The organism is Streptomyces sp. NPDC015131, from assembly GCF_043079975.1.
In the GTDB taxonomy this organism is placed as follows: domain Bacteria; phylum Actinomycetota; class Actinomycetes; order Streptomycetales; family Streptomycetaceae; genus Streptomyces.
Genome location: NZ_JBIBVB010000003.1, coordinates 743,841 through 757,745, shown reverse-complemented (window position 1 = coordinate 757,745; position 13,905 = coordinate 743,841). Strand labels below are relative to the sequence as shown.

The window sequence follows — 13,905 nt, the reverse complement described above, 5'->3', positions numbered from 1 at the left end:
AATGCGGCCGAAAGCCCAACTCCGCATCACAGAGCGGTCTCCTTGGCAACCCCGAGGTTTCGGCCACAGCACCACCCTCCGTAACCTGGTCGCCGAAGGAACGAGCGGGGGACAGTGGAACACTCTCAAGGCAGCGGCGCCGGACTCGTGCTCGCCGGGCGCTATCGGCTGAGCGAGGCCATCGGCCGGGGCGGGATGGGCAAGGTCTGGCGCGCCCACGACGAAGTGCTGCACCGCACCGTCGCCGTCAAGGAGCTGACGGCCGGCAAGTACGTCTCCGAGGCTGACCGGGCCGTCCTCCACGCCCGTACGCAGAAGGAGGCGCGCGCCGCCGCCCGCATCTCCCACCCCGGAGTGGTCACCGTCCACGACGTGCTGGAGCACGACGCCCGCCCCTGGATCGTGATGCAGTACGTCGACGGGCCCTCGCTCGCCGACGCCGCCAAGGCCGCCGACGGCCGCCGGATCGAGGCCACCGAGGCCGCCCGGATAGGGCTGCACGTCCTCGGCGCGCTGCGCGCCGCGCACGCCGCCGGGGTGCTGCACCGGGACGTCAAGCCCGGCAACGTCCTGCTCGCCCGCGACGGCCGGGTCCTCCTCACCGACTTCGGGATCGCCGCCATCGAGGGCGACTCCACCATCACCCGTACGGGAGAACTGGTGGGCTCCATCGAGTACCTGGCTCCCGAGCGGGTACGGGGCGGCGACCCGGGTCCCGCCTCCGACCTCTGGTCACTCGGCGTGACGCTCTACACCGCCGTCGAGGGCCGGTCGCCCTTCCACGACACCTCCCCGATCAGCGTGATGCAGGCGGTGGTGACCCAGGAGCCGCCGCCCACCGAGTACGCCGGCGCCCTCGGGCCCGTCATCGTCGCCCTGCTGCGCAAGGACCCGGCGGACCGGCCGGACGCCGCCGAGGCGGAACGCATGCTGATGGAGGCGAGGGAGGGCCGCACCCCGGACGCCGCCCAGGCGTACGTCCCCACGCGGGTGATGAGCCGCGAGGAGCTGACGGCCGCGACGGAGCGGCCCCCGGCCACCGAGCGGCGGACCGCGCCGCTCCCGGCGACGCTCGCCGCCGCCTCCGCCGCCCGCACGGACGGGACCGCCGGGACGGATGCCACCAACGGGACTGACGGGACCGACGGCACCGCAGAGACGGACACGAACGAGGCGGGCACCGTGCCCGCGGCCCGGCGGCCGGACGCCGCCCCGCCGGGCGATGACGACGTTGTCGCCGGTCGCGCCCCCGCCGCAGGAACGCCCGCCGCAGGAACGCCCGTCTCAAAAGCCACAGCCGCGGGAACCCCCGCCCCGGGAACACCCGCCCCGCGAACTCCCGCCGCCGGGACTCCCCGTGACCCCGGCGGCCCCGGCGGCCCCGCTGGCCCCGGAGGCCCGGGGGCGGCACCGCCTCGCCGCGCGGCCTGGCGTACGGCCGTCCTCGTGACGCTCCTCGCCGCCGTCGTGGGCAGCGCGGCGGGTTTCGCCGTCATGCGGTACGGGAACGACGACACGGCCCGCGCCGCCTCGACCGACCTGAACGGCCCGGCCGCCACGGTTCCGGACGGCTGGGAGCGGGTGGAGGACCCGACGGGTTTCAGCCTTCTCGTGCCGAAGGGCTGGAAGCGCCGGACGCAGGACGGGCAGATCGACTACACACCCGACAATGGCCGCCACCTCATCCGTATCAGCGTCGACGCCTCACCGGACTTCGAAAATCCCTGCCTCCACATGCTCGATATCGAGAAAGGGCTGAAGAAGCGGCTCCCCCGCTATGAGCGGAAGGTGCTGCACACGAACACGTTCCGTGATCAACTGGAATCCTGTCTGTGGGAGTTCACCTGGGTCGAGAAGAACGCGAACGCGGGCGAACGGCGTGCGATCGACCAGGTGTACTACGCGGACGACGGAACCGAGTACGCGCTGTTCATGTCCGCGCCCGCGGCCGACTGGCCGGTGACCCGGGAGCAGTTCGACATGGTGCTGCGCGGCTGGCGTCCCGCCGAGGAGTAGCCCCTCGGCGTCGAGCAGAGGGGATGTGCCGTGTCCGGATCGGGGCAGCAGCGGCGGATCGTCGGACGCTACCGGCTGGAGGCCCGGCTCGGACGGGGAGGCATGGGCACGGTCTGGCGGGCGTACGACGAGCTCCTCGGCCGCCGTGTCGCCGTCAAGGAGCTGCACGTCGACGTCGGTACCGCCGTGCACCCCACGCTCCGTGAGGCCCGCGCCATCGCGCGCGTGCACCACCCGCACATCGTGTGCGTCCACGACGTCGTCGAGGAGGACGGCGTCCCGTACATCGTCATGGAGCTGGTCGAGGGCCGGTCGCTGGCCGAGCGGATCGCGCTCGGCGGCCCGCTCGAGGTCCGCGAGGCGGCCAGGATCGGGCTCGCGCTGCTGAGCGCCCTGCGCGCCGCGCACGCCCTCGGTGTCCTCCACCGGGATCTGAAACCCGCCAATGTCCTGGTGGAGGAGGGCACCGGCCGGGTCGTGCTCACCGACTTCGGCATCGCCCAGCTCGCCGGGTCGACCACGATCACGGAGGCGGGCATGTTCGTCGGCTCGCCCGAGTACACCGCGCCCGAGCGGATGCAGGGCGCGCAGGCGGGTCCCGAGACGGACCTGTGGTCGCTGGGGGCGCTGCTGTGCGCGACGCTGACCGGTCAGTCGCCCTTCCACCGGGACTCGCTCGGCGGGGTGCTGCACGCGGTGGTCGAGGAGGACTTCCGCCCGCCCGCCGCGGCGGGGCCGCTGCTGCCCGTCGTCCGGGGCCTGCTGCGCCGGGACCCGGCGCGCCGGATGGGCGCGGTCGAGGCCGAACGGCTGCTGCGGGCGTACGCGGCGGCGCCGCCGCCGTACGCCACCGGTCCGGGCGCCGCCGCCGGCCCGTACACGGACGCGGTGCCCGCCGACGTGCCCCGTCCGTCGCCCCGCTCGCCGTCCCGTCCCTCCTCCCGCTCCTCCTCCCGCTCCTCCTCCCGCGACGGGGCGCCGTCCGACGCCGTCCCGGAGGGCGTACGCGCCCGTGCCCGCGCCCGCCTGCACGACCGGCACCGCGAGCGCGACGAGGCCCGGCGCGACGAGGCCCGGGACCGCCCCCGCGAGCAGGACCGCCCCGGCGACGGCGCACACCGGGACCGCGACCGCCCGGGGGAGCCGGCCCCGGCGCCCCGCCCCGCCCGCGAGGACGCCGTACCGCCGGACCACCCTCGTCCCGACCGCCCCGACCGTCCCCACAGCCGCGACCACACCCCGCACCCCACCGGCCCCGACCGCACCCCCCACCTCCACAGCCCCGACCACCCGCACAGCCCCGACCACCCCAACCGCACCCCCGGCCCCGTCCCCGGTCACCGTCCCGTCTACGGCCGCCCCGCCCCGGACCGCCCCGGCCCGGCCGCGCGGCGGCGCTCCCGCCTCCGTACGCCCCTGGTGGCCGCCGCGCTGCTGATCGCCCTCGCCGGGGCGGGCGCCGCGGGCGTGCTGCTCAGCCGAAGTGCCGGAAGCGGCAGCGGGGGCGACGACCGGCCGACGGCCACCGTCACCCCGCCCCGCGCCACGCCCGCGCCGACACCCACCGCGCCGGCACCGAGCGGGCCCAGACCCACCGGGCCGAGACCCACCGGGCCGAACACCCCCGGCACCAACATCCCCGGCACGAACCCCCCGGAGCCCCGGGTGCCGAGCGGCTACCGGTCCGTCTCCGACCCCCGGGGGTTCTCGCTCACCGTGCCGGCCGGGTTCGTCCGGTCGACCGACGACCGCCGGGTCTTCTACACCTCGGCCGACCGGGCGCTGCGCATCGGCATCCGGCTGCGCGCCCCGGCCGCCGCCGGGGGGCCGCTCGGGTACCTCCGCCGCGCCCACGCCGACGGTCCGGCGGTCCACCCCGGGTACCGCGACGCGCGGGTGACGTCCACGACGCACAACGGGCTGCCGGCCGCGCTCCGGGAGTTCACCTGGAACGGTTTCTCCCGCGCGGAGGGTGCCCGCCGGGTGTACGACATCTGCTGGGAGGAGGGCGGCGGCATGTACGACCTGTGGGTCTCGGCGCCGGTGGTGCGGCGGGACGAGCTGGAGCGCCATGTCGACACCGTTCTGGATTCGTTCCGGGTGCGGCGCCCCTGATCAGGGCTTATGTGCCAGTGAACGCTGGCATGGTCCACGGCCCCGGAGAAAAGCTGTTACCGGCGGGTACCGAACGGGCCGCATCCGGAATACCCTCGCGTCCATGACGGACTCGACCGACCCGACCGACTCCACGACTTCGACCGCCCCCGCGGCCGCCCCCGCGGCCGGTTCCACAGGGGCCGGCACGGGGACCGCTCCCGCCGCGGCCACCCCCGGCGCCAACCCCGTGGCCCCCGCGCCGGCCGGTGCCCGCACCGCCGCCGACGTGGTCACGCCCGAGGTGGTCGCCCAGCTCTCGCGCGGGGTCACCGGGTCCGGACGCACCGCCAACCACACCCCCTTCACCGGGGAGCGGCTGGCCGAACTGCCCGAGTCCACCCCCGAGGACGTCGCCGAGGCGTTCGAGCGCGCCCGCGCCGCCCAGCCGGTCTGGGCCGCCTGGCCGGTACGCGCGCGTGCCGCCGTCCTCCTCCGCTTCCACGACCTGGTGCTGGAGCGGCAGGCCGAGGTCCTCGACCTGATCCAGCTGGAGACGGGCAAGGCGCGGCTGCACGCCCACGAGGAGGTCCAGGCCGTCGCCGTCGCCGCCCGCCACTACGGCCGCCGCGCTGCCGCGTACCTCGGGCCGAAGCGCCACACCGGCGTCGTGCCGACCCTCACCAAGGTGACCGAACTGCGCCAGCCGCGCGGGGTCGTGGGACAGATCGCGCCCTGGAACTACCCGCTCGAACTGTCCGTCGGCGACGCCCTGCCCGCCTTCGTGGCCGGCAACGCGGTCGTCATGAAGCCCGACACGGAGACCGCGCTCACCGCGCTGTGGGCCCGGGACCTGCTCGTCGAGGCGGGGCTGCCCGCCGAGGTCTTCCAGGTCGTCCTGGGCGAGGGCCCGGTCATCGGCCCCGAGGTCGTCCGGCACGCCGACTACGTCTCGTTCACCGGCTCCACCCGCACCGGGCGCGAGGTCGCGCGGGGTGCGGCGGACCGGCTCGTCGGCGTCTCCCTCGAACTGGGCGGCAAGAACGCCATGCTCGTCCTGCACGACGCGGACGTGGAGAAGGCCGCCGCCGGGGCCGTGCGCGCCTGCTTCTCGTCGGCCGGCCAGCTCTGCATCTCCATCGAGCGGCTGTACGTCCACGAGTCGATCGCCGACGAGTTCCTGGAGCGCTTCGCCACCCGCACCCGGGCCATGCGGCTCGGCAACTCCCTCGCGTACGGGGCCGACATGGGCTCTCTGGTCGGCGAGCGGCAGCTGGAGACCGTCACCCGGCACGTGGACGAGGCCGTCGCCAAGGGCGCCCGGCTGGTCGCGGGCGGGGTGGCCCGCCCGGACATCGGGCCGCTCTTCTACGAGCCGACGATCCTGGAGGGGGTCCAGGAGCCGATGGCGGTGTGCTCCGAGGAGACCTTCGGCCCGGTGGTCTCGGTCTACCGCTTCACCGACGAGGACGAGGTCGTCGAGCGCGCCAACGCCACCGCGTACGGCCTCAACGCGAGCGTCTGGACGAAGGACGGCCGCCGGGGCCACGCCGTCGCCGCGCGGCTGCGCACCGGCACGGTCAACATCAACGAGGGGTACGCCCCGGCGTACGGCAGCGTCCAGTCGCCCATGGGCGGCATGAAGGACTCCGGTCTCGGGCGGCGCCACGGCTCCGAGGGCATCCTCAAGTACACGGAGGCCCAGACGGTGGCGCAGCAGCGGGTCCTTCCGCTCGCGCCCTCCTTCGGGATGGACGACGAGCGGTACGCGGCGCTGATGACCCGCGGGCTGCGCCTGATGAAGGCGTTCCGCCTCCGCTGACCGGCGCGACGGCCGCGGAACCCGCACCCCCCACGCCCGCACGCCCACACGCCCCCACGACGTCCCCACGCCCCCTTCGGTACGAGGAGAGCACCATGCCCCAGGTCCCGCCTGCCCGGAACCGGAAGCGGAACGACGCGCCCGACGGGTACGACTACGACGTCGTCGTGGTCGGCTCCGGCTTCGGCGGCTCGGTCTCGGCACTCCGGCTGACCGAGAAGGGCTACCGGGTCGGCGTCCTGGAGGCCGGGCGCCGCTTCACCCCGGCCACCCTGCCGAAGAGCTCCTGGGACCTGCGCAACTACCTGTGGGCGCCCGCCCTGGGCCTCTACGGGCTCCAGCGCGTGCACCTGCTGGGCAATGTGATGGTGCTGGCCGGAGCCGGGGTGGGCGGAGGCTCCCTCAACTACGCCAACACCCTCTACGTACCGCCGGAGCCGTTCTTCACCGACAGGCAGTGGGCGTCCATCACCGACTGGCAGGCGGAGCTGGCCCCGTACTACGACCAGGCCAAGCGCATGCTGGGGGTCCGGCTCAACCCGACGATGACGCCCTCCGACGTGCACCTCAAGGCCACCGCGCAGGCGATGGGGGTCGGCGACACGTTCCACCTGGCCCCGGTCGGCGTCTTCTTCGGGGACGGCCGGGACGCCGACGGCACCGCGAAGGCCGAGCCGGGCGGGCAGGTCGAGGACCCGTACTTCGGCGGCGCCGGACCCGCCCGCCGCGCCTGCACCGAGTGCGGCGAGTGCATGACGGGCTGCCGGCACGGCGCCAAGAACAACCTCACGCAGAACTACCTCCACCTCGCCGAGCGGGCGGGGGCCGTCGTCCACCCCATGACGACGGTCACCGCCGTCACCGAGGACCCGTCCGGCGAGGGATACGTGGTCTCGACCGTCCCCACCCGGCGCCGCCGCAAGGCCGCCCCGCGCCGACTGCGCTGCCGGTACGTCGTGATCGCCGCCGGCACGTACGGCACCCAGACCCTGCTGCACCGGATGAAGGACGAGGGCGCGCTGCCCCGCGTCTCCGCCCGCCTGGGCGAGCTGACCCGCACCAACTCCGAGGCGCTGGTGGGCTCCCAGACCACCGACCGCCGCTACCGCAAGCGGCACGGCCACGCGCGCGTGGACTTCACCCGGGGCGTCGCCATCACGTCGTCCATCCACCCGGACGCCAGCACCCACATCGAGCCGGTCCGCTACGGCAAGGGCTCCAACGCCATGGGGTCGCTCTCCATTCTCCAGGTCCCCTACGCCGAGCGCCGGGTGCGGGCCTGGCTCGGCAATGTGGCCCGCCACCCGGTGATGGCCCTGCGCTCGCTGTCCAACCGCCGCTGGTCGGAGCGGACCATCATCGGCCTGGTCATGCAGTCGCTGGACAACTCCCTGACCACGTACCGCAAGCCGGACGGCGTCGGCAAGGGCCTGCTGACCGCCCGTCAGGGCCACGGCGCGCCCAACCCCAAGCAGATCGCCGAGGGCACGCGCGCCGCGACGCTCCTCGCGGAGGAGATCAACGGCTTCGCCGGCTCCAACGTGGGCGAGCTGATGGGCACCCCGCTCACCGCGCACTTCCTGGGCGGCTGTGTGATCGGCGCGACGCCGGAGGAGGGCGTGATCGACCCGTACCACCGGCTCTACGGCCACCCGGGCATCTCGGTGGTCGACGGGGCGGCGGTCTCCGCGAACCTCGGCGTGAACCCGTCCCTGACCATCACCGCCCAGGCGGAGCGCGCCATGTCGTTCTGGCCCAACAAGGGCGAGGAGGACCCCCGTCCACGGCAGGGCGAGGGGTACGCCCGGCTCGCCCCGGTCGCCCCGAAGTCCCCCGCGGTGCCGGAGCACGCCTTCGGCGCGCTGAAGCTGCCGTTCCTCGGCATGCCGGCGGTCCCGCCGAAGAAGTGACCCCGGACGCCCGGGAGTCGGCCCGCGGGGCCCCGGGACGGGCGGCCGGCCGCGTACGACAGAGAGGCGCTGCACCCCCCTCCGAGTGCAGCGCCTCTCTTGCTCGTGGTGCGCCGTTACGCGGCGGCGCCGCCGGTGCGACGGCGCAGGGCGAAGACGACACCCGCGCCCGCGACGATGGTCACGCCACCGGCGATCCCGATGACGGGCAGCATCGAGGAGGAACCGGTCTCGGCCAGCTCACCCTCGACCTTGATCGGGGTCGAGCCGCCCTGCGGCTTGAGGTCGGCCGGCTTCTGCTCGGACGGCTTGGCCTCGCCGCCGCCACCGGCGCTGCTGCCGGCCGCCAGGATCTCGAACGGGTAGGTCTCGACGTCGTCGTAGCAGTCGTCCTCGGTGAAGTACGAGCTGATCGCGACACCGACGGCGGCACCGGCCGGGGCGGCCTTGTCGATGGAGATCCGCATCGGCAGGGTGCGGTTCTCACCCTTCTTCAGGTCGACCACGTCGAAGAAGAAGCCGATGTTCTGGCCGGAGAGGTTGGCGCCGCTCTCCCACTGGCCGTTGGGCTTCTTGTACTCGATCTTGGTGTACTTCTCGACGAGGCGACCCATCATCTCCGGGTCCTCCTCCATGCCGGGCAGGTCGGCCTCATAGGCCGCGTACGCCGCGAGGACGACCTCGTCGATCTTGTCCTTGCTGTTGTTCTTGACGTTGAACTGGAAGTTCTTCCAGCCGCTGCCGGCGGTGATCTTGCTGGGGAGACCGGAGAGCCGCACGTCCACGGCGGCCTGCTTGCACAGCTCCTCGTCGAGGATCTCGTCCTCCTCGACGGGCTCTTCCTCGTCCTCGCCCGTCTCGTCCTCGCCGGGCTTCTCGCCCGGCTCCTCGGTGTCACCCGGCTTCTCGCCGGGCTTCTCCGTGTCGCCCGGCTTCTCCGTGTCACCGGGCTTCTCGCCGGGCTTCTCGGTGTCACCGGGCTTGTCCGTGTCGCCCGGCTTCTCGGTGTCGCCCGGCTTCTCCGTGTCGGCCGGGGTCTTGCCGTCCTCGGTCTTCGTGCCGTCCTCGGTCGTGGCCGTGTCGTCGCCCGGCTTCGGGGCCTCGTCCGTCGTCGCCGTGCCGTCGTTCGCGGTGTTCCCGGTCTCGCCCGCGGCGCCCGAGGTGGAGGTCGTACCGGTGGTGCCGTCCGTCGCGTACGCGGCCGGAGCCGCCAGGAAGGCGGCAGGGGCTATGACGGCGGTCGCGGCGGCGACCGCCATGGCGCGGCGAAGCTTCATGAAGACCTCAGTGAAGTCCAGGCGTGCCGCGGGACGCGGCACGGTCGTGGGGGCCGGCCCGGTCCGGTGTCACGGGCGTGGCCGTTGATTCGCCATGCATGACCCGTGGCGGCCGGGAATGGTTGCACGCCGATTGACGAAAACTTTATGTGTCGCCCGTCACATGCCGCGCGCATATCGGCTCCCCCGTCCCCGTCTCCGCCCCTGCCGCTCGCCCGGCGCCCTGGTCGTTCCCGATCCGTGATCACGCGCGGCGCAACCATCCGTCCCGCCCCGAGGTCGAACCCAGGACCGGCCGCCGAGGCCGTCCCACTCGCTTTCCGCCGCCCTTCTTCCGCCGCCACCAGGGGTACGACCTGTGACGAGACGTCTCTCCGCCTCCCTCGCCGCCGCCGGGCTGCTCGCCGGAGCCGCCCTGGCCACCGGCACCGCAGCCCTGGCCGCCGCTCCCGCCTCGTACGCCGCCGAGGCGGCCCCCGTCCTCGTGCTCGGCGGCCCCGCCGAGGTGGCCCTGCGGCCCCACCCGGCCACCGGCGAGCCCCGGGCCACCACCGTCGGCGTCACCGTGGAGAACCCCGGCGCGGAGGAGCGGAGCGGCGACTACACCGTCACCTTCGACCTGAGCGGCCTCGCGGGCGTGGCCGACGTCCGGTTCGGCGAGACGGGCAGCTCCCACTGCACCCTCACCGGTACGACCGGGACCTGCACCGACGCGTTCGGCATCCCGCCGGGCCTCAACGAGGTCGCCGAGCTGGAGATCAGCGCCGCCCCGGGCAGCGCGCCCGGCGCCACCGGGACCTTCGAGGTGACCGGCGCCTCGGACGGGGCGGCCTTCGCGCCGTACCGGGCCGGGGTCACCGTCGGCGGCCCCGACCTGGTGATGCACCCGCTGGACCTGGAGCACGAGGTGGCGCCCGGCCGGGTGCAGGACGCCCCGCTGACCTTCACCAACACCGGCACGGCCCCGGCCGACGGCGTACGCCTCACCCTGACCGCCTCGCACGGCCTGGACTACACCCGCCGGTACGCCAACTGCGCCTACGAGGACTCCGAGGACGGCGCCTGGACGCGGACGGTCTGCGACTTCCCCGGGACGTACGAGCCCGGCGCGACGTACACGCTGGCCGAGCCCATCGGGCTGCGGGCCACCGGCCACGCGTACACCGAGAGCTTCGTCCACCGCGTCGAGGAGCGCGGCGGCACCGTGGCCACCAGGGCGGACGGCCCCCGGCTCACCCTGAGGAAGGCCCCCGCCGCCGCCCGCGCGCAGGACCTCGACCCCGGCGACAACCAGCAGGAGTCCGACCTCCGGGTCCGCAACACCGCCGACTTCGCCGCGTACGCCGATGTCGTCACCGCCCCGGCGGGCCGGACGGCCGAGGCGCGGGTGGGCTTCCGCAACGACGGCCCCGCCTGGATCGCCCACCTCCGCTCCGGCGAGTCCGTCGCCACCGTGGACGTGACCGTCCCGGCCGGGGCCACGGTCACGGCGAAGCCGGCCGGGTGCGCGGCGCGCACCGCCGCGGGCGAGTACCGCGCGGAGCCGCTCGGCGCGCCGCGCTACGTCTGCGACACCCCCGTCCAGGTCTTCGAGGACGAGGACTTCGCCCTGCCCTTCGAGCTGCGGATCGACCGGGTGGTGCCCGGCGCCCAGGGTGCCGTGACCGTGCGGAACGGCTCACCGGACCGCCCGGCGCTCGCCTTCGACCCTGAGCCCGGCAACAACACGGCCCGGCTCGTGCTGAACCCGGAGGGCCCCGGCACGGACAGCACCGGCGGCGCGTCCACCTCCGGCGGGACCACGTCCGCGGGCGGCACGGCGGCGACCGGCGGCACGTCCACGAGCGGGGCCGCGACCGGCGGGGCGACCGCGAGCGGGGTCACCGGCGGGGGAGCGGCCGGGGCGGGGACGGGCACGTCCACCGCGGCCGGCGGCGGGAACCTCGCCTCCACCGGCTCGGCCGCCGTCCCGCTCGCGGCCGGCGCCGCCGCGCTGACCGGGGCGGGCGCCGCGGCGTTCCTCGTGGCACGGCGGCGGCGCCCGGCGCAGCCGCGTACCCACGTGTGAGGACGGCGAGACAACGACAGGGGCCCCGCGGAAACGCTTCCGCGGGGCCCCTGGCCGTCGGCACCGGCGTCAGGGCAGCGCCGGGGCCGAGGAAGGCGGCGCCGGGGGGTAACGCCGCTCAGTGGCAGTGGTTCGGTGGAGAGAACGTCCTCGGGAGCGTCATCAGGAGCGCCACCGGGAACGCCATGGGGGACATCATCAGGAACGTCATCGGGAACGTCGTCGGGAACGTCGTCGGGAACGTCGTCGGGACGGGGGAGCGGGACCGGACCTGATGCGGTCGGCTCCGGGCGTCCCCGGAGCCGACCGCCTTTGGGGTGACCGGGCTGCTGTCCCCTGCCGTCCGGTCACGCACGCCGGGACGAGGTCCCACGACGCACCCATGAGGTGCGCCACACGCCCCGGCGGAGCCACGCGTGGTTTCTTCGGCCCGCCCCTGGCTGACACGGACAACACGACCAACGAAGCCGTCCCGGAGCGGTCACGCGCCGTACGGGTGAGAGCGCGCCCGAACTCAGATCCGGCCCCGGCACAGCTCCAGCATCGTCATCGCCAGCGCCGTACCGGGCCGGCCCAGCGCGTCCCGGTAGTGCGCCAGCACCTCCATCTCGCGCGCCAGGTTCACGCGCCGGCCGCCGGAGGAGATCCGGGCCTCCTGGATGACGGCCGACACGGCCATCCGTTCCTGGATGAGACCGATGATCCGGTCGTCCAGCGCGTCGATGCGCTCGCGCGCACCCGTGATCACGCCCGCGGCCTCGTCGGTGCGGGCGCCGGTGCGGTCGGTGAGCGGTGTGGTCATGGCGGGGGCTCCTCGTGGTGGGAGGGCCCCGGGCGACTGCCGGTCCGGGACGGAAACGACAGGCGCCCCGGACCTTGTCGGCCCGGGGCGCCTGGGGAAGTCGCTTGTCAGTGGCTCAAGCAGCACGACCATGGCAGCCGGACGGGCCCGGTGCCATAGGTAAAGACGAAGGTCGGAAGCTTGCGCATGCGGCCAGTATGGACCATCGGCCGAGCCGGGCCGCCCCGGGTTCGGATGGTGAGACGAAGGTGCGCCCGGCCGCGCCGGTAGAATCGGCATACAGACGTCCCCCCCTCCCCGCCGGAAGGCCGCCGTAGTGTCATCAGCGAATCCCGCTGCCGCGCCCGACGCCGTACTCGTCGTCGACTTCGGCGCGCAGTACGCCCAGCTCATCGCCCGCCGCGTCCGTGAGGCCCGGGTCTACAGCGAGATCGTCCCGTCCACCATGCCGGTGGCCGAGATGCTGGCCAAGAACCCCAAGGCGATCATCCTCTCCGGCGGGCCGTCCTCCGTGTACGAGGAGGGCGCCCCCCAGCTCGACCGCGCGATCTTCGAGGCCGGTGTGCCCGTCTTCGGCATGTGCTACGGCTTCCAGCTGATGGCCACCACGCTGGGCGGCACCGTGGACAACACCGGGGCGCGCGAGTACGGCCGGACGCCGCTGCACGTCTCCCGGGCGTCGTCCACCCTCTTCGAGGGCACCCCCGCGGAGCAGCCGGTGTGGATGTCGCACGGCGACGCCTGCTCCGCCGCCCCCGAGGGCTTCACCGTCACCGCGTCCACCGACGTGGTGCCGGTCGCCGCCTTCGAGAACGACGAGAAGAAGCTGTACGGCGTGCAGTACCACCCCGAGGTGATGCACTCCACGCACGGCCAGCAGATCCTGGAGCACTTCCTCTACCGCGGCGCCGGTCTGCGTCCCGACTGGACCACCGGCAATGTCATCGAGGAGCAGATCGAGGCGATCCGCGCCCAGGTCGGCGAGAAGCGCGCCATCTGCGGCCTGTCCGGCGGCGTGGACTCGGCCGTCGCCGCCGCCCTCGTCCAGAAGGCCATCGGCTCGCAGCTGACCTGCGTGTACGTGGACCACGGCCTGATGCGCAAGGGCGAGACCGAGCAGGTCGAGAAGGACTTCGTGGCCGCCACCGGCGTCCAGCTGAAGGTCGTCGACGCCCAGGAGCGGTTCCTGGCGGCGCTCGCCGGGGTCTCCGACCCCGAGGAGAAGCGGAAGATCATCGGCCGGGAGTTCATCCGGGTCTTCGAGCAGGCCCAGGCGGAGATCGTCGCCGAGGCGCCGGGCGACCACCCCGTCGAGTTCCTGGTGCAGGGCACCCTCTACCCGGACGTGGTGGAGTCCGGCGGCGGTACGGGCACGGCCAACATCAAGTCCCACCACAATGTGGGCGGCCTCCCCGAGGACCTCGAGTTCCAGCTGATCGAGCCGCTGCGCAAGCTGTTCAAGGACGAGGTCCGGATGGTCGGCCAGGAGCTGGGCCTGCCCGAGGAGATCGTCCAGCGCCAGCCCTTCCCGGGCCCCGGCCTCGGCATCCGCATCGTCGGCGAGGTCACCAAGGAGCGCCTGGACCTGCTGCGCGAGGCCGACGCCATCGCCCGTGAGGAGCTGACGGCGGCCGGTCTGGACACCGAGATCTGGCAGTGCCCGGTGGTCCTGCTCGCCGACGTCCGCTCGGTGGGCGTCCAGGGCGACGGCCGGACGTACGGGCACCCCATCGTGCTGCGGCCCGTCTCGTCCGAGGACGCCATGACGGCGGACTGGACGCGCATGCCGTACGACGTGCTGGCCAAGATCTCCACGCGCATCACCAACGAGGTGAAGGACGTCAACCGGGTCGTGCTCGATGTCACGTCGAAGCCGCCGGGCACCATCGAGTGGGAGTGACCCCGCGAGGGCAGTG

The 13,905-nt window shown here is 74.0% G+C and carries 8 protein-coding genes; 6 read left to right on the top strand and 2 right to left on the bottom strand.

Annotated features, from left to right (window positions below; translation table 11 throughout):
* The first annotated feature begins 114 nt into the window (after positions 1–114).
* From ACF08D_RS14620 to ACF08D_RS14605, 4 genes are all read left to right on the top strand, one after another.
* The gene (locus ACF08D_RS14620; RefSeq protein ID WP_392222957.1) at positions 115–2,016 is read left to right on the top strand and encodes a serine/threonine-protein kinase; all 1,902 of its coding nucleotides are present in this window, start codon (positions 115–117) and stop codon (positions 2,014–2,016) included.
* A gap of 30 nt (positions 2,017–2,046) precedes the next feature.
* Positions 2,047–4,131 carry a protein kinase gene (locus ACF08D_RS14615; RefSeq protein ID WP_392222956.1) on the top strand — a complete coding sequence of 695 codons (2,085 nt, stop codon included), beginning with the start codon at positions 2,047–2,049 and terminating at the stop codon, positions 4,129–4,131.
* Positions 4,132–4,234: 103 nt separating this feature from the next.
* Positions 4,235–5,932: a succinic semialdehyde dehydrogenase gene (locus ACF08D_RS14610; RefSeq protein WP_392222955.1), complete on the top strand. Its 1,698-nt coding sequence runs from the start codon at positions 4,235–4,237 to the stop codon at positions 5,930–5,932.
* 95 nt (positions 5,933–6,027) lie between these two features.
* Positions 6,028–7,842, top strand: a complete 1,815-nt coding sequence (locus ACF08D_RS14605; protein WP_392222954.1) for a GMC oxidoreductase — start codon at positions 6,028–6,030, stop codon at positions 7,840–7,842.
* A 116-nt stretch (positions 7,843–7,958) separates the two neighbouring features.
* Here ACF08D_RS14605 and ACF08D_RS14600 read toward each other — a convergent pair whose 3' ends face one another.
* Complete coding sequence (locus ACF08D_RS14600) at positions 7,959–9,119, bottom strand: LAETG motif-containing sortase-dependent surface protein (protein ID WP_392222953.1); 1,161 nt, start codon at positions 9,117–9,119, stop codon at positions 7,959–7,961.
* A 358-nt stretch (positions 9,120–9,477) separates the two neighbouring features.
* Here ACF08D_RS14600 and ACF08D_RS14595 point away from each other — a divergent pair, with 358 nt between their 5' ends.
* On the top strand, positions 9,478–11,187 hold the full coding sequence (locus ACF08D_RS14595; protein ID WP_392222952.1) for a peptidase: 1,710 nt from the start codon (positions 9,478–9,480) through the stop codon (positions 11,185–11,187).
* Between the two features lie 514 nt (positions 11,188–11,701).
* On the opposite strand, the gene ACF08D_RS14590 is transcribed toward ACF08D_RS14595, so the two are convergent.
* Positions 11,702–11,989 carry a chorismate mutase gene (locus tag ACF08D_RS14590; RefSeq protein ID WP_392222951.1) on the bottom strand — a complete coding sequence of 96 codons (288 nt, stop codon included), beginning with the start codon at positions 11,987–11,989 and terminating at the stop codon, positions 11,702–11,704.
* Between the two features lie 316 nt (positions 11,990–12,305).
* On the opposite strand from ACF08D_RS14590, the gene guaA reads away from it, so the two are divergent.
* Positions 12,306–13,889 carry a glutamine-hydrolyzing GMP synthase gene (gene guaA, locus ACF08D_RS14585; protein WP_392222950.1) on the top strand — a complete coding sequence of 528 codons (1,584 nt, stop codon included), beginning with the start codon at positions 12,306–12,308 and terminating at the stop codon, positions 13,887–13,889.
* The last annotated feature ends 16 nt before the right edge of the window (positions 13,890–13,905 follow it).